A 25,525-nucleotide genomic window follows, 5' to 3' on the forward strand; every position below is an offset into this window, starting at 1 on the left:
AATTATATTTTGAAACAAATAATAAAATAGCAATTAATGAAAATAATGAATTAATCCTTAGAAACGATGCAGCCCAAATGACCATTAAATGGGATGAATCAGAGACAAAGAAGTATAAAGATGAAACACAGGCTATACCACAACAATTAGATGTACTTTATACACCAATTACTCTAAATACTAATGGTCACATAAAATTATTTTTATCTTCCATAGAAGTTGAAGGAGTAGTTGACTCAAAATATGTAGCTATTATATACACTTCGCCAAACGACCCAAACCTTTTGTCTGGCTACGTTTTAGTTTTCAATTTAGAGGGAAATTTAGAATATAAATACAAATATATTGAAGGAGTTAAGGTCGATTTTGATACTACAAATGGGGTTACTCAAAGAACCGAAATTGGTGATGATGACGACTGTTATTGTTGGACGATAGGTGAAATGTTAGATTGGGTAGGTGGTGATATTTTTGGCGTAGGTGGTTTTATTCAAGGAGATGAAACTATTGTTACTGCACATGCAAATGCCCCAACATTTATTGACGCCGAAGAAGGTGGATATATTAATTATTATGGTTCAGATTTATATGATCCATCTACAAATATTCCACCTTACAATTCTGGAGGCAGTGGCGCAGGTGGTGATAATAATGGCAACAGTAATGACGATGGATATATAAAGGTTGTTTGGCAACCTGTGACTATATTTGCTCATGGTCTCTCCATAAGTAATGCCATAGAAGTTGATCTAAGCTCTATCGAGGCTAATTGGTTAATGAATACTGCCACGCAAGAGCAATTAAATGCTATTGCAGCTTATTTAAATAATGCTGATCAAACTGAAAGTGATGGTTATAATCAAGGTGATATTGATTATACTGTCGCTAGGATTAATTTTCTAATTAACAATCCAAATGCGACTTTAACACCAGATAATCCTGTCAATTCAAATAATGCTCTTCATTTTGATTCTTTTGGAGAGTTTCAAAATTTTATAAATAATTTTAAAAATGCAGAAGCAGAAACAGACAGAGAAGTCGATATTGATGATCCTAGGAAAGTATTTACGAAATTAAGTTTTTCGCTAGATTATCTTTCAAGCGTTAGTATAAAGGTCGATCAAATGATAGATACTGATGCAGGAACTTACGACGTTTTAGACGTCACCTCACACCTTTCAGGAGTGACATTTGCAGCGACGTGGAATCAAGGAAGTTGGTACCCATATATGATGCCAACTTTAGTAGATATTGATCTACTTGGAGAAGCTACAATATATGTTTTCATTCTAGGAAATGGAGAGATATATTCTGAAGATTTTCAGTATAATTTTCAAATAGATAAAAACGGTAATGCTTTACCTGGAGGAGGCATGGTTGAAGATTAATATCAGAATAATCCCAAAACGAAAGTTTAGTTTTTTTGTTTTTATTCAAGAAATTTATCGGAAATAGAAAATATTCGATATCTTAGAAACCTATAATCCTTTTCAATTATTATGAAATTCAAGCCTAATTTGATATTGTTCCTTTTTTATTTTTTATGTTTAGGTTGCAAAACCATTAACTACAATGGAAAGGAATTCAAAAAACATAAAACTTTAAAAGTCATTGAATCTAATCTTAATCTCAATAAAATGGAGAATGATCAGATAACAAAAAATGATACTATAGTTATAGAGACCTATAAGGCTCTAGTAGGTTCCGTAAAAAAAGAAAAAATCAAAACACATTTGGATTCTTTCTTCTTAAAAAAATACGACTCAAAAAAGTTAATAATTGCCTTGAAAATGGAGCAGTATATTAAAAAAAGTGGAGGCAAATTTGAATTTAATGATTCTATTAATCCAAATAATGCCTATCACGTAAATTCTATAGAGGAATTTGATTCCATTAGAAAATTAATATTCAAAAAATTCAAACCTAAAATAAAAGTGAAGATTGACTCAACTAAAATAGATTCTCTAAAAACAAAGAAACAATAACCATGAATTTTATAATCCAAACAGCAACAACACATACGAAACAATAGTGGAGACGGGAAAGCTGATGCCTTTAGACACGCTTATTGGAACGCAATGGGTACTGCAGATTTTGGATCTGGAATTATGAAAGTTTTTGCAGATGCCCATGAATGGGGACAAAGTGGCCTTTCAGTGACCATGGATTTTTATAATAATCATAAAGGGAGAATAATTGGCACTCCTCATTGGAATACAAACGTTTTAGATGAGGTTTTATCAGATGAAGTACTTGAAGCTGTAAACGACGGAGTTTTAAAATATATTAATTCTTCAGGAAACTTGGTTCAAACAAATTTATAATTATGCTTTTAAGAATTTTTATACTACTATTTATAATTATCATAATTGTTTTTATAGCAAAATGGGGCTTAGGTAAACTTTCATTTTTTAAGTCAAGAAAAAAGCACTTATATGTTATATCTGGATTAATTGGTGTCTTATCCTTTACTATCTATGCTCTGAGTTTAAGTTATTTTATTACCAAAATGCCTCAAGACAACTTTGATAAAACTGTATGGATAAATAATATCTCAGAGAGACACAAAATGATTGATGATCTATTAAAATCCAATTATTTAATTGGTAAAAATTTTGGTGAAATCCGCGAAGTTTTTGGAGAACCTAAAGAATTAGATTCTGATAAAAATATAATAATTTATGAATTAATCGGTCAGACTGCTTTGGATTTCAAGATTACAACATTAAAATTACATATAAAAGATAGTATCGTACAAAAATTCACATATGATACGGTGATTGAATAATAGCAAAACCTCCCAATGTTCAATCTTTGGGAGGTTTTATTTTAGATTTTTTTAATATTTTATAAAGCTGAATAATTATAAAAGACTGTATCGAAATATTAAGAAGAGTCAAAACAATACCAATCCAGGCTTCACGAATATAAAATGGTAAGCCTCTACTAATAATATCAATTGCATACTAAAAAACTGGATTAATGAACTAGTTACAGTACTCATTTTAATTCCAAGAAAGACTGTCCCTTCCTAAGAAAAATATAAGTTCACAACACCTAATACAATTTCAAATATTAAGAGTAAATCAATAGTTTTAAAAAGAGTTTCAATTATTTTCAAGCTTTAAATCAGATACTTTTATTGGTGTTTTTCACCAACAATTTTAAACATGTATATGTAATGTTTTCTGATGAAACCAATGTTAATGCTTCCTGACCATTAGATTAGCTTCGCTGAATCTTCGATTTCCTGCCTTCGCAGGACTATGTGTTACCACTTCATGATCACACTTAGCCATTGTTGGTGTTTTCCACCAACAATTTAATAAACATATTTATTATGTCTCTCATAACTGCGATTTAATTGAGTACCGATTATGAGATCCCTTTCTTCAAAGCAGTTTATTTACCACTTAATAATCACACTTCCCCAAGTAAATCCACTACCAAAAGCAGCCAATACAACCGTATCGCCTTCTTTAACTTTGCCTTCTTCCCATGCTTCGGTTAAAGCAATTGGAATTGATGCCGCAGTCGTATTACCATATTTTTGGATGTTATTAAAAACCTGGTTATCTTCTAATTTGAACTTGCGTTGAATAAATTGTGCAATTCGTAAATTGGCTTGATGTGGTATCAACATATCTATATCATCAACCTCAAGGTTATTTTTCATCAAACCTTCCATAATCACTTCACTAAAACGAACCACTGCATTTTTAAACACAAACTGTCCATTCATATGAGGGAAATAACTTTCGTCATTAGGATCATTATCTGCAATAATATCGCTGACCCAACGCTTACCCATTCCTGGTGCAATTAACACCAACTCTTCAGCGTGTTCACCCTGAGAATGCAAGTGTGTTGATAAAATCCCTTTACTCGTATCTTCTTCTCTTGTTAAAACCGCAGCGCCTGCTCCATCCCCAAAAATCACGGTTACACCTCGTCCGCGCGTTGTTTTATCCAATCCATGAGAATGTAATTCACTACCAATCACAAGTATGTTTTTGTACATCCCTGTTTTAATAAAATTATCTGCCACAGCAATCGCATAGACAAATCCAGAACATTGGTTTCTAATATCTAAAGCACCAACAGTTTTAATATCTAAAGCATGTTGCACTTGAACTCCTGGCCCAGGAAAATACATATCAGGACTTAAGGTTGCAAACACTATAAAATCAATATCATCTTTATCAAGTCCAGAACGTTCAATGGCAATTTTAGCAGCTTTCACTCCCATTGTCGCAGTAGTATCGCCAGATCCTTTTACCGCCCAACGACGCTCTTTTATACCTGTTCGTTCTTGAATCCATTCATCATTTGTATCCATCATTTTGGATAAATCAGCATTGGTCACCACATTATCTGGAACGTAATGTCCCAAACCTATAATCTTGGAATTGTACATAGTAATTTTGTTTTCGTTTTCGCCTTTCGGCTGCGCTAAGGATAACATCAGAAATCTAATTAGCGTTTTATCTAGACCAAATTTACCATTTTAAGAGCTAGCAAAGATTTAGTTGTGATAACATTAATTATGCACGCATAAGACTATTTATAATTTTAACGACTCCATCCCATTTTTCAGTTTCATTTTTAAGTATCTTGAAGCCACTAAACCATTATGAATCAATTATGAAAACATTCCTCCAATTATTTGCATTTTTAATATTCCTAAATAGTTATGCTCAGCAACCCTTAACCTACCAGCAACCTTCAGAAGAGATTTTAGAATTAGCTGATGTGGACTTGGCGCCAGGTGTGCAAATTGATAGCAAAGGAAAAAACGTAGTATTGCTTTACCGTAATCAGTATAAATCTATTGCTGAGCTTTCTGAAACGGAACTTCGACTCGCTGGATTGCGCATAAATCCAGTAACAAACATTGGCAGTAGAACAAACTATTACACCAACCTAAAAGTCAAAAATATTGATGATAAAGAGGCCGATCAAGTTTCTGGATTACCTAAAAATGCAAGACTATCTGGCTTTAGTTGGTCACCAGACGAATCTATGATTGCCTGTCTTAACACGACAACAAAAGGTGTTGAAGTATGGGTCTTAAATATCTCAGAGGCAAAAGTCACAAAATTGACCTTAGCTACTGTTAATGCAAATATGGGAAGTACTATTAATTGGTTCAAAGACAATAAAAACCTACTCATAAAAATGCTACCAAGTGATAGACAACCATTAATTGATACTGCAGTAGCTGTACCTACTGGTCCAACAATTTCTGTTAGTGATGGTGAAAAAGCACAAAACAGAACCTATCAAGATTTATTAAAAACACCCAATGATGAATTTAATTTTGAACAACTCGCCCGTTCAGAAATTAAAAAAGTATCTATTGATGGCACTATTGAAGACTTCTTAGGAGCAGACATGTATCGTGACATTAGTTTTTCGCCAGATGGCAATTATATTATGGTCACTAAGGCAAAGCGACCGTTTTCATATTTAGTCACTTATACAAGATTTCCAAGTGAAAGTATCATGTACGATGCCCTAGGGAATAAAATTAAAATCGTAAATGAGGTCGGTTTAGATGAAGTTAGACCTAAAGGATTTATGTCCACCAGAATAGGCAAACGCAATATGACCTGGAGAGGAGATAAACCAGCTACTTTAGTTTGGTCTGAAGCACTGGACAAAGGTGATCCAGAAGTTGAAGCTGATTACCGAGATGCACTTTACGAAATAACAGCACCTTTTAATGGTCAACCCAAACTCCTCTTAAAGACGAAACAACGGTTTACTGGTGTTGAATGGGGAAATGACAATACTGCTGTAGCTTATGACTATTGGTGGAATACCAGAAACACAAAAACCTACCTTTTTGACCCATCTAATGCAACCTCTAAAATAATCTCAGACCGTAATTACCAAGATGTGTATAGTGACCCAGGTAATTTTGTAAGCTCTAAAAACGAATATGGTCAAAGCACTTTAACCATGAATGATGACAAACTCTATTTAATGGGAGATGGTTATTCTAAAGAAGGTCAGTTTCCTTTTATTGACGCTTATAGTGTAAAAAGCGGTAATACAGAGCGTTTATATCAATCAGAATATACAGATAAGCTCGAAAGCTTAAACGCTGCTATCGACATGAAAAAAGGGGACATCCTTGTTCGTATTGAGTCTCAGAAAGAATACCCTAATTATTATATTAGAAATATTAATAATATTAATAATAAAAATGATTTAAAAGCAATCACTGCTTTTGAAAACCCGTTTAAAAGTCTTGAGAATGTGGATAAGCGTATCATCAACTACAAACGTGACGACGGCTTAGATTTAGAAGGCACACTTTACCTACCATTGAATTATAAACAAGGAGAAAAATACCCGATGATTTTATGGGCTTATCCTCGTGAATTTAAAGATAAAGCGAGTGCTTCTCAGAGTACAGCAAACCCAAACGAATTTGTTTACCCCTATTGGGGCTCACCAATTTATTGGGTAACTAAAGGCTATGTTGTTTTAGACGACGCGGCTTTTCCAATTGTAGGAGAAGGTAGCAAAGAGCCAAATGACTCTTTTAGAACACAATTAGTCGCCAACGGTAAAGCTGCAATTGACGCGGTTGATAACCTTGGCTATATCGATAGAAACAAAGTCGCAGTTGGAGGTCATAGTTATGGCGCATTTATGACAGCCAATTTATTATCACATTCTAATTTATTCGCGGCAGGTATTGCGAGAAGTGGTGCCTATAATAGAACGTTGACACCTTTTGGCTTTCAAAGTGAAGAACGCAGTTATTGGGAAGCTCCAGAAATTTACTATAACATGTCGCCTTTTATGCATGCCGATAAGATGAAAACACCGTTACTTTTAATTCATGGTGTTGCCGATAATAATTCGGGCACCTATCCCTTACAGAGTGAGCGTTATTTTAACGCCCTAAAAGGTTTAGGAGCACCTGTAAGGCTGGTCATGTTACCAAAAGAGAGTCATGGTTATAGAGCTAAAGAATCTATTATGCACATGCTTTGGGAACAAGACCAATGGTTAGATAAGCACGTTAAGAATCGTGTTAAGAAAGAGGAGGTCATTGAAAACGCAGAGACTATAAAAGATTAAAAAAAATAGTTCTTAAAACCTATCACTAAAAAAAACTGTCACGTTAAGTGTAATCGAAATACGTTGCTATTCGATATTCAACGTTCTCGATCGCGCTCGAACTGACAGATTTACAACAATTAAAACTCTACCTTTTTATGTCATCTTGTCACAAATCAGCTATTGGTATTTTATTTGACTAGTCCATATGTAGAATATAAATCTAAATATTAACAGATTCCTACATTCGTGGGGACATTTAATAAAATTAAATATGACAAAAGGAAGTATTAATGTATCGGTAGAGAATATCTTTCCGTTAATTAAAAAGTTCTTATACAGCGATCACGAGATCTTTTTACGTGAGTTGATAAGTAATGCAACAGATGCAACACTTAAGTTAAAGCATTTAGCAAGTGTTGGCGATTCTAAAAGCGAATACGGAAATCCAATAATTGAAGTTAAAATTGATAAAGAAGGGAAGAAGCTTCATATTATCGATCAAGGTTTAGGGATGAGTGCTGAAGAGGTTGAAAAATACATCAATCAAGTAGCCTTCTCTGGAGCTGAAGAATTTTTAGACAAGTACAAAGATGCTGCAAAGGATTCTGGGATTATCGGTCATTTCGGACTAGGATTCTACTCTGCCTTTATGGTTGCAGAAAAAGTGGAGATCATTACAAAATCACATACGGACGAACCAGCGGCACACTGGACTTGCGACGGTTCACCTGAATTCACTTTAGAAGCATCTGACAGAACGGAAAGAGGCTCTGAAATTATTCTTCATATTGCTGAAGATTCTACTGAGTTTTTAGAAGAGAATCGCATTAGCGAATTATTATCTAAGTATAATAAGTTTATGCCTATTCCAATTAAGTTTGGAACAAAAGAAGTAAATGATCCTGAATTTACACCAGCGACAACGACAGATAAAGAAGGAAAAGAAACAACTGAGCCTCACAAAAAAATTACTGTAGATGATATTATTAATAATCCAAATCCTGCGTGGACAAAACAACCAGCAGATTTAGATGATGCTGCTTATAAAAGTTTCTACAGAGAATTATATCCTGCACAATTTGAAGAGCCTTTATTTCATATTCACTTAAATGTAGATTATCCGTTTAATTTGACAGGGATTTTATATTTCCCTAAAATGACAAACGATATGAATATGCAAAAGGACAAAATCCAATTGTATCAAAACCAAGTGTACGTTACAGATAACGTAGAAGGGATTGTACCAGAATTCTTAACCATGTTAAGAGGTGTGATTGATTCTCCAGATATTCCATTAAACGTATCACGCTCATATTTACAAGCCGATGGTGCTGTAAAGAAAATTTCGTCTTATATCACACGTAAAGTTGCCGATAAATTAAAATCGTTATTTAACTCTAACCGTGAAGATTTCGAGCAGAAATGGGATGATATCAAAATTGTGATTGAATACGGAATGCTTTCTGAAGATAAATTCTTTGAAAAAGCAGATGCTTTTGCATTATATCCAACCGTCGATGGTAAATTCTTTACGTACGAGGAACTATTCAATAAAACTAAAGCGAATCAAACCGATAAGGATGGCAAGCTTGTTATTTTGTATGCTTCTAATAAGGATACGCAACACTCGTATATTGAGTCTGCAAAAGCGAAAGGTTATGAAGTATTAATGCTAGATACTCCAATTGTACCGCACTTGATTCAGAAATTAGAATCATCAAAAGAAAATATTTCTTTTGTACGTGTGGATGGAGATCATATTGATAATTTAATCAAAAAGGACGAGGTTGCAATTTCTAAACTTTCCGAAGAAGAGAAAACGACTTTAGAAACCTTATTAAAAGAAACAATTCCTTCAGAGAAATTCGCTGTACAGTTAGAAGCTATGGATAGTGATGCGTCACCGTTTATTATCACCCAACCAGAATTTATGCGTCGTATGAAAGAGATGCAACAAACTGGCGGAGGCGGTATGAACATGTTTGGTAATATGCCAGAGATGTACAATCTAATCGTAAACACGAACTCTGAGTTGGTTAGTGAAATTCTAAACACCAAGACTAAGAAAAAGCAAGAACGTCTGATTACTCAAAGTTTAGACTTGGCGCGTTTGTCTCAAGGCTTATTAAAAGGTGAAGAACTCACTAACTTTGTTAAGCGTAGTTATGAGATGATTAAGTAAGATTCTCATTCGAAGTGTCACACTGAGCAAGACTAAAATGAATATATATTGTCATTGAACGTATTGAGTAAAGCTCAAGAAGTGCAAGTTGAAGCGCTACATATTAATACTTATTTCTTCGGAAATATTAGTTTAAAACCACTTTGTTAATTCAAAGTGGTTTTTTTGTTTTAGTTAATGGATAAATCAAAATTATTCACGGCTTCTGAGATTTCATAACCTAATCGCATGCCCTCTGAGCAGTCTATGCGCATATGCACACCAAGAGGGACTCTAGAAAACGCAGCCTCTTCTACCATGTCACTAATAGAATTAAACTGTCTTGGTGTTCCTCTAAATTCAGTTCTACCATCGTGAGAGCGGTCAGTAAAATTTATATCATTACCAAAAGTGTTGATAAAAACACCTCCTGCTGCCGAAACAAAAGAGGAATGCCCAGAGGGATAACTTGGAAATGATGGATTTGGCCAGTTGATAAACCTATAGAGGTTAGTTTCATAATCGGCATCTATAAATTCCTGTATATATGTATTTGGCCGCATAACCATATAGTTATATTTATCTGCCCAAGTAGATACTGCTGCATCATTAAGTGCAAATCCCAGTTTAAGTAATAGGACTAAAGATGTTTCATGATTTAAATCGTGTTGAATAATTAATTGATTGGCTATTGAAATTTGCCTACCTGGCGGACTCATCATAAGACCTTCAACATCGTCTGACCAATATTCAGCAATCCATAAATCTTCATTATCCTCGAATTTCGCTGTATTATTTAGAGAATAGACCTCAATCATCTGTGCAAAATAGTCACTATTTAAATCTTCACTGTACGCCATTGGCGCGTTACTAGATGTCTCATCAGCGGTGATTACAAAAGTGCGTACTGATTCCCAATACGGAAACAATGCTCTTTCTGGATCAGCACTATACGTCCAAAAACCTTCGCCAACTGGAGGCTCATAAGATATTGGTTGAGGTTCTAATATTTGTGATTCTCCTTCAATATCAGTCTGACTATAAGCGATAACTTGCTGAGCCACATAGCTTCCCCATTGTTGAGAATCCTCCAAAAGTTCAGTTGACATGTTTACTGCCAAAGCATTCTCTTTCATAGCTTTAAACACGTCTATTTCTCCATCAACCTCACTTGTTGTGCTGTACATAAAGTGATTTACAACTTGGGCATAACATGTATTTAATGCAATATTTAGATCAATACTATTTGCACGTTGAGTACTGTCAATAGTTAAGGTTTGCAATCGTGACGTATTAGAAGTGAAATCTGTCATATCGTCAACTACAGTTTCATAAGCTGCAAGATGCATATATGCCAATGCTCTAGCTGTTGCATTTGGTCTCATTCCAAAAGTATACCGATCTAGTTTTAAAAATAATCCATTCCATTCAACTATAAGTTGCGTTGTTTCATCAGAGACTATGGATTCATTTAGAACAGTATTAAATTGATCATCATCCGTCTCACAGGATTCAAATACAACTAAAGCAAATACTAATCCTAGTATCCATTTTAAATTTGAAGTTGTCATAGCATTGAATTTACTTTAAACAAAAAGCATCTTTTAATTAAAAAAAATACGTACTGTATCCTACATAAGCTCAACTCTTAAATCGAGTTAAATTACACACTACATATTGAGACCAAGTTAAATTAATTTTTAAAAAAACATAATAGTTTTCCTGTTTTTCTAATCAAAACAAGAAATACTGGATATTACACAATTGTAAAATGCCAAAAGTATTGATTATACTGCGCGTATTTTAGAATCTCACAATACACTAAAACATGTTGGCTCATTCAAGGTGATTTTTATAACTTAATTTTGTGGGAACATCAACTAATCTGCTTCCTTTCATGACAACATATTGAAACGGTTTTTATAAAAACGCACTTAATAAAATCAAAAATAACCCTCCCAAAACAAAAAACAATTAGCTTATATTTGCGATAAGTATACATTATGAGTTTTACACTTTTATCTTCACCTTTACAGGGATTTACCGATTACCGTTTTAGGAACGCACAACACAAATATTTTGGTGGTATAGATACATTTTATGCGCCATACATTCGTTTAAATGGAAAACTAAAAGTAAAATCTTCCTATGAGCGGGATTTATTACCTGAAAACAATACCACTTTAGAAGTCATACCACAAGTTATCACTAATGATGCAGACGAGTTTTTATTTGTTGCCAAATACGTACAGCAATTTGGCTATAAAGAGCTCAACTGGAATTTAGGTTGTCCCTACCCGATGGTCACCAATCGCGGAATGGGATCTGGCTTAATTTGTGACCCCAATAAAATAGACGACATTTTGCATCGTGCACATAACGAAACTGATATTTTGGTTTCTATGAAAATGAGGATGGGTTACGAAAACAGCGAAGAAATATTACATACCTTTCCTATTTTAGATAAATATCCACTTAAAAACGTAGCCATCCATGCACGTATTGGAAAGCAACTATATAAAGGAGGTGTAGATTTGGAAGCATTTCAAAAATGTATAGATGTAGCCAAACATAAACTGTATTACAATGGAGACATTACGTCTTTAGCAGAGTTTAAAAAAATGCAAGAGCGTTTCCCAAGTATTGACCATTTCATGATTGGTCGTGGTTTAATTGCTGATCCTTTTTTACCTAGTATGATAAAAAACGACACTATAGAGTATCCTAAAAATCGCTGGGAGTTGTTTGAATCTTTTCACAACGAAATATACGAACAATACGATGCTGCATTATCTGGGCCAACACCAATAAAAATGAAAATGTTAGGCTTTTGGGAATATTTTTCTCGTTCTTTTTCGAATCCTCAAAAAACTTACAAAAAAATAAAAAAAGCAACGAATCCAGTTAAGTACAAACAAGCTGTAAGAGAAATTTTAAATACTGAGGAATAAAACCTCCTAATCTTAAACAATACATCATCATTAGAGTGCGCTTAATGCTTAATCCTGTAGCTAACAATTTAAACGCTACTAGCAAGCTCAAAATTAAAATCACAGTAAAAATCATATTCTAAAATCTATATTTCCGTAATTTTTTAAACCTCTGTAATTTTTAAACGTAGGCTTTGTAATTTCTAATTTTAAATTTACCTTATACGCTATAGAAGTTTATTATGAACGAAAAACTCATTTCAAAGAAAAAACCTGCTTATCCCATATCCGATGCGCTATCAACATATCTCACGGCTCAAGGTAGAAATATTAAAATCCCGATTTTTTATGACGACTTACTTCGGTTTCAAGGCGCAGTAGAAATTTTTGATGATAACGATAATGATACACTTTGGGTAAGCTGCTTTTTTGCTGAGCATGAAAGCGAAGAAATCAAACTCAGTTTAAAACAAGTGTATTCCATATTACATTCTGATGGTAGTGCGACCATACTACCTTATTTAAATATTGATAGTATTGATTTTTGCACCTTCGGAAACACAAAACCTTTTCGAGTTAAAGTTAGAAATATCTTAAATGACAATTATATTTTTTTATATATTAAAAAAGCAGATGCTTCACGTATTTACGGTTTAGAACTAGAGCATATACTGTCTCCAAACCATATTAATTTTTTAGTCTATAAAGACACCTTGATTGAAGAGCATATTTCTGGTATTCCAGGAGACACATATATTAGTGAACACCTCAGTGAGATTTCAGAACAAGATAAACGGGCTTTAGCAAAAGAGTTCGTTAAATTTAACGAACGTTGTTTTGTAAGGCTCTTAGCAGATATGCGCTCTTACAACTATGTTATAGTAATTACTCATGATTTTGACCGTAAACAATATCGTATTCGTGCAGTCGATTTTGACCAACAAAGCTATGAGGGCAATCCAAAAGTATATAAGCCACAATTTTTAAAAGAAAACAATGATTTAGTTAAATTATCTTTAGAGGTTTTAGCAAAAGAATCTATAGAGCAATACGAAAAAGAAGAACGGTCTCTTTTGGCGAAACGAGCGACAAGTGAACACGAACGTTTACATGATTTAATTACCTGTATGAAAGCAGATCAAATCTCTTCAAAAGAAAAAATTAAACAATTAAGAACTGGATTGTTTGACCTTACTGGTGATATTCAATTTAAACGCTCAAAAAACATGGGCGAAATATTAGATTCTACATTAAACTTTATTATCAGAAATTACAAAAACGAAAATCCATATATCATAAAATAATACCCTATCAAAATGAAAATAAAAAAGGTTCTTGTTGCCAACAGAGGCGAAATAGCTATTCGTGTTTTAAGAGCATGTGCAGAATTAAATTTAACAACTGTAGCCATTTACACCTATGAAGATCGCTATTCTCAGCATAGAAATAAAGCCGATGAATCTTACCAGATAGGAGAAGATAACCAACCATTAAGACCTTATTTAGATATTCATCAAATCATTGATTTAGCAAAATCTAAAAAGGTTGATGCCATCCATCCTGGTTATGGATTCCTCTCTGAAAATTCAGAATTTGCTCGACAGTGTGCTGCTAACGGTATTATTTTCATTGGTCCTAGTCCTGAAGTAATGGATGCTTTGGGAGATAAAATCACAGCAAAAAAAGTAGCTGTTAAATGTAATGTTCCCATTATTGAAAGTAACAAAAAGAAATTAACTTCACTAAAAGTTGCGCTTTCTGAGGCGGTTTCCATTGGTTATCCTTTAATGCTAAAAGCAGCTTCTGGAGGAGGAGGACGCGGAATGCGAATTATAAGACAGGGTAAAGATTTAGAACTCCATTTTGATTCCGCTAGAAACGAAGCTCTTAATGCTTTTGGCGATGACACTATGTTTTTAGAGAAATATGTTGAAAACCCAAAACACATAGAGGTTCAAATTGTTGCAGATAATCATGGTACTATTAGACATTTACATGAACGGGATTGTTCTGTTCAACGTCGCCATCAAAAAGTAGTAGAAATTGCACCTTCTTTTAATATCAAAGACAAGGTAAAACAAAATTTATATACATACGCGGTTAATATCGCGACAGAAGTCAATTATAATAATATTGGTACCGTAGAGTTTTTAGTTGATACAGAAGATAATATTTATTTTATTGAGGTTAACCCACGAATTCAAGTGGAACACACCGTAACAGAAATGGTGACGGGAATTGATCTTGTTAAAACTCAAATTTTTGTCGCAGGAAATTACAGACTCGATAGTAAACAAATTAAAATATACGACCAAGACTCTATTGCAACTTATGGTTTTGCTCTGCAGTGCCGTTTGACCACAGAGGATCCAGCAAATAACTTTACACCAGACTATGGAAATATCACAACCTATAGAAGTGCATCAGGAATGGGTATTCGTTTAGATGCCGGAAGTATTTATCAAGGTTACCAAGTGAGTCCGTTTTTTGATTCCATGCTCGTTAAAGTCTCTTCGCATGGTAGAACTTTAGATGGTGCTATTCGTAAAATGGTGAGAGCCTTAAAAGAATTTAGAATTAGAGGTGTTAAAACGAATATCCATTTTTTACAAAATGTGATTCAGCATGACACCTTTAAAGAAGGAAAGGTGACGGTAAACTTCATTCAAAACACGCCAGCTCTATTCGATATCAAACTCCCACAAGACCGAACGTCTAAAGTGGTGAATTTTTTAGCTGAAGCTATAGTGAACGGCAACTCAGATGTCAAGCATATTGACAACAACAAAGTGTTTAGAACTGCTAAGGTTCCAAAATTTAGCACATCTGAAGCGTATCCTAAAGGCACAAAAGACAGACTCACCCAAATGGGTCCGGAGAAGTTTTGTGCTTGGTTAAAAGATGAGAAAAAAATTCACTACACAGACACAACAATGCGAGATGCGCATCAATCATTACTGGCCACACGAATGCGAACTTTTGATATGCTAAAAGTCGCCGAAAGTTTTGCTAAAAACCATCCCAATACTTTTAGTATGGAAGTTTGGGGAGGCGCTACTTTTGATGTGTGCCTAAGATTTTTACATGAAAGCCCATGGACCCGATTAAGAGAATTACGTAAAGCAGTCCCTAATATACTATTCCAAATGTTATTGCGTGGCTCTAATGGTGTTGGATACAAAGCATATCCAGATAATCTCATCGAAAAATTTGTGGAAAAATCGTGGGAAAATGGTGTGGATATCTTTAGAATTTTTGACTCCTTAAACTGGGTAAAAGCCATGGAACCAAGTATTAGCTATGTTCGAAATAAAACTGGCGGTATTGCAGAAGCTGCTTTAAGTTATACTGGAGACATTCTAGATGTCAATGAAACAAAATACACTCTAAAATATTACACACAACTAGCAAAAGATTTAGAAAATGCTGGCGCACATATGATTGCCATCAAGGATATGGCAGGCCTATTAAAACCATATGCTGCAACAGAGTTAATTTTAGCTTTACAAGACACTGTCAAATTGCCTATTCATTTGCATACTCACGATACCTCATCACTCCAAACAACGACCTATTTAAAAGCTATAGAAGCAGGTGTTGATGTTGTAGATGTCGCCTTAGGCGGTTTGTCTGGTTTAACGTCCCAACCCAATTTCAATTCAGTTGTAGAAATGATGAAAAATCAATCTCGCGCTCATGAATTTGATATGAAAACCTTAAATGAGTTTTCAAATTACTGGGAAGACACAAGGGAGTTATACTATCCTTTTGAATCTGGATTAAAAGCAGGAACAGCAGAGGTTTACCAACATGAAATCCCTGGCGGACAATATTCTAATCTACGTCCTCAAGCCATAGCACTAGGGTTAGGAGATCGTTTTGCAGAGGTTAAAACCATGTATGCAGAAGTTAATGTGCTCTTTGGCAACTTAATAAAAGTAACTCCGAGTTCTAAAGTTGTTGGAGACATGGCCATTTTCATGGTCACGAATAATTTAACGACACAAGATGTTTTAGAGCGCGGTAAGGACATTTCTTTTCCAGAATCTGTTATTAGTTTCTTTTTAGGAGACTTAGGTCAACCTTATGGTGGATTTCCGAAGAAAATTCAAAAAATAATTCTAAAAAATAAGAAACCGTACACCAATAGACCGAATGCACATTTAGAGCCTATAGACTTTGATGTTGAGTTTAAAGCGTTCCAAAAAAAGTTCCAAAAAGGGTTCACGCGTGATATTGAAATGGAAGATTTCTTATCCTATACTTTGTATCCAAAAGTTTTTGAACAAGCCCATGAAAACTATAAAAAGTATGGAAATCTAACGTTGATTCCAAGTAAAAATTTCTTTTATGGCATGAAGCTTAGAGAAGAAATTTTAATAGAATTAGAACCAGGAAAAACAGTCATAATTAAATTACTATCGGTTGGAATACCTAATGATGAAGGCGTACGAACTGTGTTTTTCAAAGTTAATGGCGAAAATAGATTTGTTGATATATTAGATAAGTCATTAAATATTAAACTCGAAGAAAACACTAAAATAGACACCTCAGATCCTGATCAAATTGGCGCACCTTTACAAGGATCGCTTTACAAAGTCTTAGTAAAAAAAGGACAGGCCATTAAGGAAAATGACCCTCTATTTATAATTGAAGCTATGAAAATGGAAACCACTGTTACCGCTTCTAAAACAGGAAAAGTAAAATCTATAACTTTAAAGGAAGGTAAAATGGTTAAACAAGATGATTTGGTGCTCACTATAGAACGTTTATAATAATAATTTTTGTTACTCCATAATAGAGGCAAATATTATGTACCTTAGAAAGGTATAAATATTAGGGTTTTAATACAGCCAACCAATCAAATTCTAATGCATTCCGATAATTCTAAAATTAGCGATGTTTTTAAAGATCTTTCATTTTCCGAAGCGGAAATAGAGATCATTGAATCGGTCATGTTTAAAATATATTTAAAAAAAGGAATTAAAATCATTAAAGCGGGTGACACTGTTAAAGATATGTATTTTGTTTTACAGGGTTGTCTACGAGCTTTCCATATTGATATTCATGGAAAAGAGCACACCCTTCAATTTGCAATCAAAGGCTGGTGGATAACTGATTTTACTGCTTTTTTTACAGAATCTAAAGCGATAGTAGATCTTGAAGTACTGCGTGATGCTACCATATATAAGCTTTCCAAAGATGATAGAGAACACCTATTTAGCCAAATTCCTGCGATAGAAACGTTCATAAGAAAGAAATTAGAGAATGGTAAGGCCGCTTCTCAAAAACGAATTTTAAGAAACTTATCACAGCCTGCCTCTCAACGATATTTCAATTTCATTAAAGACTTTCCAAATATTGAAAAAAGCATAAAAAACTATCACATCGCTTCCTATTTAGGGATTACCACAGAGAGTTTAAGTAGAGTACGAAAAGACATAGCTAAGCACTAGATTAATTACCATACATCAATTTTAACTACAATAAATCAACATATATTTGCTTTAATAAAAAAGTAATCATAAATCCCTATGGTTAATTAATAGCTAATTAAGCGCAAGTAGTGTATACTTGCGCTTTTTTTATGACACGCGGTTAACTCGCAACTTCAAGAGCATAAGCTTATGTTTTTTACATGTAATTTTCTACCATCAATCACTAGTATCAACTGCTGTTTTAATTCTGAAATGACCACCTCAAACCTCTTGAAAAAGCTGCAATATATCAAGGTCTAATCGATACAATTAGATTTTAAATTAGAATAGGTTTAAAAGCATCACTTAAACGCTTTATTCAATTCTTTTTTCTTCGGAAATGTGCAAACAAAAAGATAGCTACCTTACATTTGTAAACGATCCGATGAAAAGGAATGCGTAATTAAAAACCAAATGAAAAAACAAAATAAATTAGCTATCGGAATAGCATTAGGAATGGGTATTGGAACTGCAGTTGGAGTTGCAACCGGTATTTTAGGTTTATGGATTGGTGTTGGACTAGCTACAGGTATTGGAGTCGGGAATTCGTTATCACAAAAGGGCCACAAATAGATGATACTAAATCTTGACATCATAAAAAGCTAAAGTAGATAACAAAGAATTATGGCAAAAAAACAAGCTCCTATTACCCATTGAAATCGTTGCTATTCTAAAACAATCTCTATCTCATGGAGACTAAAAAACCAACTATGAAAAATATTAAAAAATGCTTTTCACAGACTTTATTATTGGCGCATTAGTAGTCAATGCAATGCCTCATCTTATTTTAGGACTTATAAAAACTCATTTTCTTGGTATGTTTGGATATGGCCCAAAAGGCAATATCACATATGCTATTCTTCAATTTGTGCTCTGCATTATATTGTTTTGTTCTAATTATGGCTTTTAAGCTCTACTAGAAAACGACTTTTTGATTGGCGCACTTACAGTACTTCTACTCTACTTTATTTTTGGTAAAAATTTAGTGCGTTTTTATGGGAAACAAGACAAAACGACTCCTGATCATCTTTAAAAGCATCACACCTACCTTACAAATTATACGTAGAACGAAGTATTGACTTCATTTTAAAAAATAGCTCTCTTCATTTCACTGCGATTATCACAAATTAAATCAAGTGATATTCTCCCCCATTGCTATTCTTAAGGGCCAACAAGCAACCAAAGCTTTTAATTGGTTACAAGTTCTAAACTTTTACGACATTGGAGTAAGGCCAAATCAATGACACGCTCACTACTGCTCGTGTTAATTATAGATAATTCTGTACACGCAATAATAACGGTATTATTTTCTGAATATTTAGAAATCATGGTGTTGTACGTCCTAATATCTTGATTGGTTTCAGTATTGAAATAGACCTTCTTTCTTAAATCGTCTAAAAATACAATCTCATGCTTTCTTAATTTTTCTATTGATAAACCTACACAATAGGACGCTATATTAGAATTGTCATTTGTATACTTCGTTCCAAAAAAAACTAAGTTATTAATTATTTTATTCGCTAATTCAGTAACTAATAATTTGTAAGGATGTATTATATACAATTCAAATTGCATGGTGTCCAATATCTCATGAATAGTAATATTTGGCACTAATAAATTAACCTCTGAAGAATTATAAGCCTTTAACTCTCGACAAAGTATTGGTGAAATAACAGCTGCATTACTAGGTAAGTAAGGATTAATGACATTAAAATCTAACTGTTTTAAAATAAACGGAAATGTAGCATACTCCCCTTCTTTATTAAAATACAACTCGTGCAATTTCTCTTGATAAAACAAGGTGCTCCTGGCTCCCAAACCCAAAATAACTAACTGTTTCATTATTAAATGCGCTCTAGTATATAACTGTTAAAATAATTATTAGAATCACTTATTTTAGACGTCTGGATTAAATTAGTATGCTGTAAAAACGACTGCAAAATAGCGTCGTTATACTTTCTAGATGTTTCTGTTTGAATCTTTTCATCTTTTAAAAACGCATAACAGGCCTTATCTCCATTAAAACAGACTTTTTGATCTTTCTTACTCACCAAAAAACTTCTTGCAATACCCGTTTTTTCATCATATTCTGGCGCATGACCAAAATTTGATATATCAAAATCAGCATGAAGCTCTCTATTGATCCTGTGCAATAAATTTAAATTGAATGCTTTGGTAACTCCTTGGCTATCATTATACGCTGGCAATACAATCTCCTTAGATTTCATAAGATCTAAACCTAAAATAATTTTATCTCCTACTCGTAAGGCATTGCTTAGTTTAACTAAAAAATCTTGAGCAGCTTCATCATCTAAATTCCCTAGATTAGAGCCTAAAAACATAATCACTTTTTGAGCTTTATTCGTTTTTATATCTTCTAATACACCAAAATATTCGCCTTGCTTAATCTCTATTTCTAGATCTAAAAACTCAGTTTTCAATGACGCTCCTAAGGCATTTAAAGCATGTTGCGAGATATCTATTGGCACGTACCTAAACTTATAATTTTCTGCCAACAGCACTTTTAAAAAAGCTTTTGTTTTTTTTCCATCTCCAGCTCCTAACTCTATTATATCTATGGTATCTAAAGTGTTCAGTTTTAATTTTTCAATGATGTCTTCAGATTTTGTATCAAAAATCTCATATTCAGCACGTGTAAGGTAGTACTCTGGTAAGCTCATGATTTTAACGAAGAGTTTATCTCCTATTTCATCATAAAAATATTTTGAAGACAATGTCTTAGGTGATTTACTTAAACCCTCAAAAACATCTGTTTTAAATTTTGTATTCATATTATTTTGCTAGTCGTATGCCTGAAAACTGCCAACGCGTTTCCGGTGAAAAAAAGTTTCTATAAGTTGGTCTGCTATGATTTGGTGATGTGGCAACACTACTTCCTTTTAAGACCATAAGGTTAATCATAAATTTGCCATTGTATTCACCAACAGCTCCTTCGTCTTGTTTATAATTTGGGTACGGTAAATACGCAGAGTTAGTCCACTCCCAAGTTTTTCCCCAATGAAATTGCGCGTTGGCAACTTCCCATTCAAATTCTGTAGCTAATCGCTTATTTTTAAAATTAGCATAAGCGTGTGCTTCGTAGAAAGATATGTGCGTTACTGGAGCATCCAAATTTAGAAGTACTCTTCCTGCTAATGTGTAAACATACCATGCGTGATCCTCTTGTTCCCAATACAATGGGTGCTTAATATTATTTGAATTCACAAAGCACCAACCATCATCTAACCAATATTTAGAAGTCGAATATCCCTTTGCCTCAATAAATGCGATGTATTCGCGATTGGTTACTAATCTATTTGCAATCGCATAATTTTCTAAAAACACGCGATGATGACCGAGTTCGTTATCATAACAAAATTCATTTTTATGAGAACCAATAGTGTAAACCCCCTCTCCCACATCAATAAACTCTAAAGCTTCTATTTCCTGCAAAGTATTCGCATAAGATATCTCATATAACTTGGGATGAATAGGATTTCTAGACAGCGTATATTTTATATCTGTGATTAACAATTCTTGGTGTTGCTGCTCATGATTAACACCTAAAATAACTAAGTCACTCACTGCCTTATCTAATTGAGAGACGCTTAAAAGCTTTTCAATATGCTTGTCCACATATGCTCTATACTCATAAACACCGTCTACGCTTGGCCTTGTTATTAAACCACGCTCATGACTGGCAATACGCTTACCCATAGTGTTATAATAACTATTAAACAGAAAACTAAACTCACTATCAAACACCTCATAATCTTTAACAAATGGTTTTAAAATCATTTGTTCAAAAAACCAGGTGGTGTGAGCCAGATGCCATTTTGGTGGACTTGCAAAATCAGCAGATTGTGGCGTGTAATCTTCAATTTTTAAAGGTTTACACAGCGAGTTGGTAAGGTTTCTGGTGACCTTAAAAGCTTCAATAATATTCATTTATAATCGTGTAATTTATCGTTAGACGTGTTCTGCCAAGGAAACTTACCCTCTATTTCTACTTGTATTGATAAACTCAAAAACGTTCTAATTAATACAATTACACCCAATATAAATACAGATTCTAGTGTTGGTAAAAGAACAACTGTAGTAACAATATCTACAGCAATAAGAATGTCTAATCCTAGCAAAATAGATATCCGTAACCTACCATAAGCGTTTTTTGCTTTTTTTAAAACGTCTCTAATAGATATTCCAAGTGCATAAAGCAGACCAATTAAAATAATGAGTATACCAATAGCTTCAATAATTTTGGCTGGAATTTCTGTGTAGTGATGCATCAGTTTTAAGTATTCCTTTTAATTATCTATATTCTGGGTTTTCGAAAGCCCAATGTGTGCCATCATCCCATTGTTCTCTAGAGTTTCCATAATTATCATAACCGTTATTCGCTTTCAACATTTTAGCCAAATGCAATAAGTTATATGTCATAAAGGTGGTATTTCTGTTAGTGAAATCAGAATCAAAACCAATTGGAGTCTCTAGCTTTTCACCTTTAAATTCAGTATCACCATAACTTGGTCCAGGACCAACTTTACCTATCCAACCAGAATCTGCTTGTGGTGGTATGGAGTATCCCACATGTTGCATGGCATAGAGAATTCCCATGGCACAGTGTTTTACGCCATCTTCATTACCAGTAATCATACAACCTCCTACTTTTCCATAAAATATGTATTGCCCTTTGTCGTTTGTTTTAGAACTCATCGCATACAAACGTTCAATTAGTTTTTGAGCTTCCGAAGATTTCTCACCTAACCAAATAGGTGATCCAATGATCAATACATCTGCAGCCATTACTTTATCAAAAATTTCTGGCCAAACATCTGTATCAAAACCGTACTCTGTCATATCTGGATAGACTCCTACTGCAACATCTTCATCTATTAATCTAATAGTCTCGAAACCCACATTTTCCTTTTTTAAAATATTTTGAGAGACCTTCATTAAGGATTCTGTATGACTTTTTTGAGGCGATTTTTTTAAAGTGCAATTGATATATAACACTGATACCTTAGAAAAATTCATATTTTTTTTTTAGATTAAAAAAGCTCACGTCACCATTAAAAAAACAGACAACCATTTTTTTTAAAGATAACTCAAAATTATGTAAAAATGGCTTTAAATTGGAGCTCATACACTATTAATGTTGACTCAAAACAGTACAGATTATTGAACAACCATCTAAATTAGATATTATTTTTATATCCGTTTCAGGATGAAAGGTTCTATCCCGAGTTACGAAAATCAACCATGGACCTGATCATAGTATTATGAGTAGAATTAGTATTTTAACAAAACTAAAACAGATTTGAATTTAATGATGCATTAATACCGAAAGCACAACACCTAGAAGCACATTTTGAAATGACAATAAAAAGCCTCATATTAACGTAGATAACCTAATCTTCATGTATGTCATTCTAAACCATCAAAAAACAATTATGAATCGTTTATTCCTACTCCTCTTTATCATTTCTTTTACAAGCTGCACAAACGAAAAAAAAATCACTGATGTAGAACAACGCTGGCAGCAACATGCTAAAAATACAGAAATCATAAGAGACAATTTTGGTGTACCTCACATCTACGGAAAAACAGATGCTGACGCCGTCTTTGGGTTACTGTATGCGCAATGCGAAGATGATTTTAACCGAGTAGAGCGAAATTACATTTGGGCCATAGGCAGACTTGCTGAAGTTGAAGGAGAAGAATTAATATATAGTGATTTAAGGTCAAGATTATATATGACCAAAGAGGAAGCTATTAAAAATTACAAGGACAGTCCAGAATGGTTGCAAGTGTTATGTGTTGCTTTTGCTGATGGTATTAATTACTACCTGCAAACACATCCTGAAGTAAAGCCAAAATTGATTACCCATTTTGAGCCTTGGATGCCAATGTACTTTAGTGAAGGCTCAATAGGTGGTGATATTGAAAGAGTTTCCACTAAGAAAATGAAAGAATTCTATGGCGAACCAGAAAACAAAGTTGCCGTAAATGATGGCTTAATAAGACTAAAAGACAACGAACCAAGAGGTTCTAACGGTTTTGCCATTTCTGGAGACAAAACAAAATCTGGTGATGCTATGTTGCTTATTAATCCACATACATCGTTCTTTTTTCGAGGTGAAGTTCATGTTGTAAGTGAAGAGGGATTGAATGCGTATGGCGCAGTAACTTGGGGACAATTTTTTGTCTATCAAGGTTTTAATGAGAAAACGGGTTGGATGCATACCTCAACTGGAACAGATATTATTGATGAATTTGAAGAAACCATTGTAAAAGAGGGTTCAAAAACAGGGTATACATATGGAGACGAATTGAGACCAATAGACTCTATAGAAGTCACTTTAAATTATAAAGTTGCCGATGGTCTAAAAGACAAAACGTTTATGATGTATCGCACACACCATGGACCAATCACACATGCTAACAATGACAAATGGGTTGCTACAGCATTAATGTGGAGTCCTATAAAAGCCTTAGAGCAGTCTTTTACGCGAACAAAAAAATCGACTCATGCAGCGTTTTATGAGATGATGAATATCAGAACCAATTCATCAAACAATACAGTGTATGCCGACGCTGATGGTACAATTGCATATTATCACGGAAACTTCATTCCTAAACGAAACGAAAAATTTGACTATACAAAACCCGTTGATGGCAGTAATACTGAAACTGACTGGGACGGACTTCATCCTTTAGAAGACAATATTATGGTCTTAAACCCACCAAATGGTTGGATTCAAAATTGTAACTCTACACCGTTTACAAGTGCTGCGGAATATAGTCCGAAACGTGAAGATTATCCGAATTACATGTCTTCATTCTCAGAGAATTTTAGAGGCATACATGCCATTCCATTATTGACAAAGGCTGAAGATTTAACACTAGATTCCTTAATTGAATTAGCTTACGATACGTATTTACCAGGAGCAGAAGTATTAATTACTGGTTTGTTAGATGCTGCCCAAAAAGCACCTACAAAAACGCAAGATGCTCAAGAAGCAATCGCCTTATTAAAGGATTGGGATTTTAGAGTATCTGAAAGTTCTGTTGGAATGACCTTGACACAGTTTTATGTAAACGCTTATTTCAAGTCAAATAAAATTCGTGGTAAAGGAATGACTTTATTAGAAGTATTTGATTATATGAGTAAAACAGCATCTTCAGAAGAACGTTTGGAAGTATTTCAAACGGCTTTAAATAAGTTAAAAGAAGATTTCGGTTCATGGCAAACACCTTGGGGAGAATTTAATAGATACCAAAGAAATAATGGTGAACTATTTCAAGAATTTGATGATGCACAACCGAGCTTACCAGTTGGTATGGCATCAAGTTTATGGGGCGCTTTAGCATCTTTTGGAACTCAATTTGGCGAAGACACTAAACGACAATATGGAACATCAGGAAATAGTTTTGTAGCTGTTGTGGAGTTTGGAGATAAAGTAAGAGCTAAATCCATGCTTGCAGGCGGACAAAGTAGTGACCTTAACTCTCCACATTTTGATGACCAATCACAACGTTATGCTAATGGAGACTTTAAAGACGTTGCCTATTATAGAGAAGATGTTGAAAAAAGAGCAAAGTCGACCTATCATCCAGGTGATAAACAATAATAACCTATATAAAACGAAATAAAATTTCTAATATGTCGCAGAGTAACAGGTATAATTAATTGCATGGTTTTGTATTTACTTGTAGAGTCCTCACCCGTTTTATATACAATTTATATATGCTAAATCAGGTATTTATCTACTTAACTAACCAAACACAAAACGTCACCATTAATCACATAAAAAAACCAACACTACTTTTTTAGATTAGTGTTGGTTTTATTTTTATGAAACGACTCGCTTACG

Annotated in this window: 20 protein-coding genes; 13 read left to right on the forward strand and 7 right to left on the reverse strand. The window is 33.9% G+C overall.

Annotation, left to right across the window (positions count from 1 at the left end; translation table 11 throughout):
* From ACJAZK_RS08110 to ACJAZK_RS08125, 4 genes are all read left to right on the forward strand, one after another.
* Positions 1-1,388: hypothetical protein (locus ACJAZK_RS08110; RefSeq protein ID WP_415223494.1), on the forward strand; the 1,388-nt coding region annotated here is incomplete at its 5' end.
* Between the two features lie 249 nt (positions 1,389-1,637).
* On the forward strand, positions 1,638-1,985 hold the full coding sequence (locus ACJAZK_RS08115) for a hypothetical protein (RefSeq protein ID WP_415223495.1): 348 nt from the start codon (positions 1,638-1,640) through the stop codon (positions 1,983-1,985).
* A 33-nt stretch (positions 1,986-2,018) separates the two neighbouring features.
* Positions 2,019-2,324, forward strand: a complete 306-nt coding sequence (locus ACJAZK_RS08120; protein WP_415223546.1) for a DUF6973 domain-containing protein — start codon at positions 2,019-2,021, stop codon at positions 2,322-2,324.
* Between the two features lie 2 nt (positions 2,325-2,326).
* The gene (locus tag ACJAZK_RS08125) at positions 2,327-2,788 is read left to right on the forward strand and encodes a hypothetical protein (RefSeq protein ID WP_415223496.1); all 462 of its coding nucleotides are present in this window, start codon (positions 2,327-2,329) and stop codon (positions 2,786-2,788) included.
* A gap of 618 nt (positions 2,789-3,406) precedes the next feature.
* Here the strand turns inward: ACJAZK_RS08125 and ACJAZK_RS08130 are convergent.
* On the reverse strand, positions 3,407-4,417 hold the full coding sequence (locus tag ACJAZK_RS08130) for a 3-oxoacyl-ACP synthase III family protein (protein WP_415223497.1): 1,011 nt from the start codon (positions 4,415-4,417) through the stop codon (positions 3,407-3,409).
* A gap of 227 nt (positions 4,418-4,644) precedes the next feature.
* Between ACJAZK_RS08130 and ACJAZK_RS08135 the strand changes: the two genes are divergently transcribed.
* Positions 4,645-7,098, forward strand: a complete 2,454-nt coding sequence (locus ACJAZK_RS08135; RefSeq protein WP_415223498.1) for an alpha/beta hydrolase family protein — start codon at positions 4,645-4,647, stop codon at positions 7,096-7,098.
* 253 nt (positions 7,099-7,351) lie between these two features.
* Positions 7,352-9,262 carry a molecular chaperone HtpG gene (htpG, locus tag ACJAZK_RS08140; protein ID WP_415223499.1) on the forward strand — a complete coding sequence of 637 codons (1,911 nt, stop codon included), beginning with the start codon at positions 7,352-7,354 and terminating at the stop codon, positions 9,260-9,262.
* Between the two features lie 170 nt (positions 9,263-9,432).
* Here the strand turns inward: htpG and ACJAZK_RS08145 are convergent, their stop codons facing one another.
* On the reverse strand, positions 9,433-10,812 hold the full coding sequence (locus tag ACJAZK_RS08145; protein WP_415223500.1) for a vanadium-dependent haloperoxidase: 1,380 nt from the start codon (positions 10,810-10,812) through the stop codon (positions 9,433-9,435).
* A gap of 432 nt (positions 10,813-11,244) precedes the next feature.
* Between ACJAZK_RS08145 and ACJAZK_RS08150 the strand changes: the two genes are divergently transcribed.
* The 6 genes from ACJAZK_RS08150 (at position 11,245) to ACJAZK_RS08175 (ending at position 18,558) form a co-directional block, all read left to right on the forward strand.
* Positions 11,245-12,192, forward strand: a complete 948-nt coding sequence (locus tag ACJAZK_RS08150; protein WP_415223501.1) for a tRNA dihydrouridine synthase — start codon at positions 11,245-11,247, stop codon at positions 12,190-12,192.
* A 221-nt stretch (positions 12,193-12,413) separates the two neighbouring features.
* Positions 12,414-13,475 carry a hypothetical protein gene (locus tag ACJAZK_RS08155; protein ID WP_415223502.1) on the forward strand — a complete coding sequence of 354 codons (1,062 nt, stop codon included), beginning with the start codon at positions 12,414-12,416 and terminating at the stop codon, positions 13,473-13,475.
* A 12-nt stretch (positions 13,476-13,487) separates the two neighbouring features.
* Positions 13,488-16,946, forward strand: coding sequence for a pyruvate carboxylase (locus ACJAZK_RS08160; RefSeq protein ID WP_415223503.1), 3,459 nt, complete (start codon positions 13,488-13,490; stop codon positions 16,944-16,946).
* Between the two features lie 96 nt (positions 16,947-17,042).
* Positions 17,043-17,627, forward strand: coding sequence for a Crp/Fnr family transcriptional regulator (locus ACJAZK_RS08165; RefSeq protein ID WP_415223504.1), 585 nt, complete (start codon positions 17,043-17,045; stop codon positions 17,625-17,627).
* 435 nt (positions 17,628-18,062) lie between these two features.
* Positions 18,063-18,221, forward strand: coding sequence for a hypothetical protein (locus ACJAZK_RS08170; protein ID WP_415223505.1), 159 nt, complete (start codon positions 18,063-18,065; stop codon positions 18,219-18,221).
* Between the two features lie 154 nt (positions 18,222-18,375).
* Positions 18,376-18,558 (forward strand): hypothetical protein, encoded by a 183-nt coding sequence (locus ACJAZK_RS08175; RefSeq protein WP_415223506.1) that lies wholly within the window; start codon positions 18,376-18,378, stop codon positions 18,556-18,558.
* Positions 18,559-18,836: 278 nt separating this feature from the next.
* Here the strand turns inward: ACJAZK_RS08175 and ACJAZK_RS08180 are convergent, their stop codons facing one another.
* The 5 genes from ACJAZK_RS08180 to ACJAZK_RS08200 are packed head-to-tail and all read right to left on the reverse strand — an operon-like array spanning position 18,837 to position 22,685.
* Positions 18,837-19,490, reverse strand: a complete 654-nt coding sequence (locus ACJAZK_RS08180; RefSeq protein ID WP_415223507.1) for a hypothetical protein — start codon at positions 19,488-19,490, stop codon at positions 18,837-18,839.
* A 2-nt stretch (positions 19,491-19,492) separates the two neighbouring features.
* Entirely contained in the window at positions 19,493-20,440 is a 948-nt protein-coding gene (locus tag ACJAZK_RS08185) for an L-histidine N(alpha)-methyltransferase (RefSeq protein ID WP_415223508.1), read from the reverse strand.
* Between the two features lies 1 nt (position 20,441).
* Positions 20,442-21,596 carry an ergothioneine biosynthesis protein EgtB gene (gene egtB / locus ACJAZK_RS08190; RefSeq protein WP_415223509.1) on the reverse strand — a complete coding sequence of 385 codons (1,155 nt, stop codon included), beginning with the start codon at positions 21,594-21,596 and terminating at the stop codon, positions 20,442-20,444.
* Complete coding sequence (locus ACJAZK_RS08195; protein WP_415223510.1) at positions 21,593-21,937, reverse strand: DUF1622 domain-containing protein; 345 nt, start codon at positions 21,935-21,937, stop codon at positions 21,593-21,595. The genes egtB and ACJAZK_RS08195 overlap by 4 nt, the downstream gene beginning before the upstream one ends.
* Positions 21,938-21,959: 22 nt before the next feature.
* A complete protein-coding gene (locus ACJAZK_RS08200) occupies positions 21,960-22,685 on the reverse strand; it encodes a flavodoxin family protein (protein ID WP_415223511.1) in 726 nt (241 codons plus the stop codon).
* Positions 22,686-23,101: 416 nt separating this feature from the next.
* On the opposite strand from ACJAZK_RS08200, the gene ACJAZK_RS08205 reads away from it, so the two are divergent.
* Positions 23,102-25,282 (forward strand): acylase, encoded by a 2,181-nt coding sequence (locus tag ACJAZK_RS08205; protein ID WP_415223512.1) that lies wholly within the window; start codon positions 23,102-23,104, stop codon positions 25,280-25,282.
* The last annotated feature ends 243 nt before the right edge of the window (positions 25,283-25,525 follow it).

The sequence above is a fragment of the Psychroserpens sp. genome, from assembly GCF_047633235.1.
Classification (GTDB): domain Bacteria; phylum Bacteroidota; class Bacteroidia; order Flavobacteriales; family Flavobacteriaceae; genus Psychroserpens.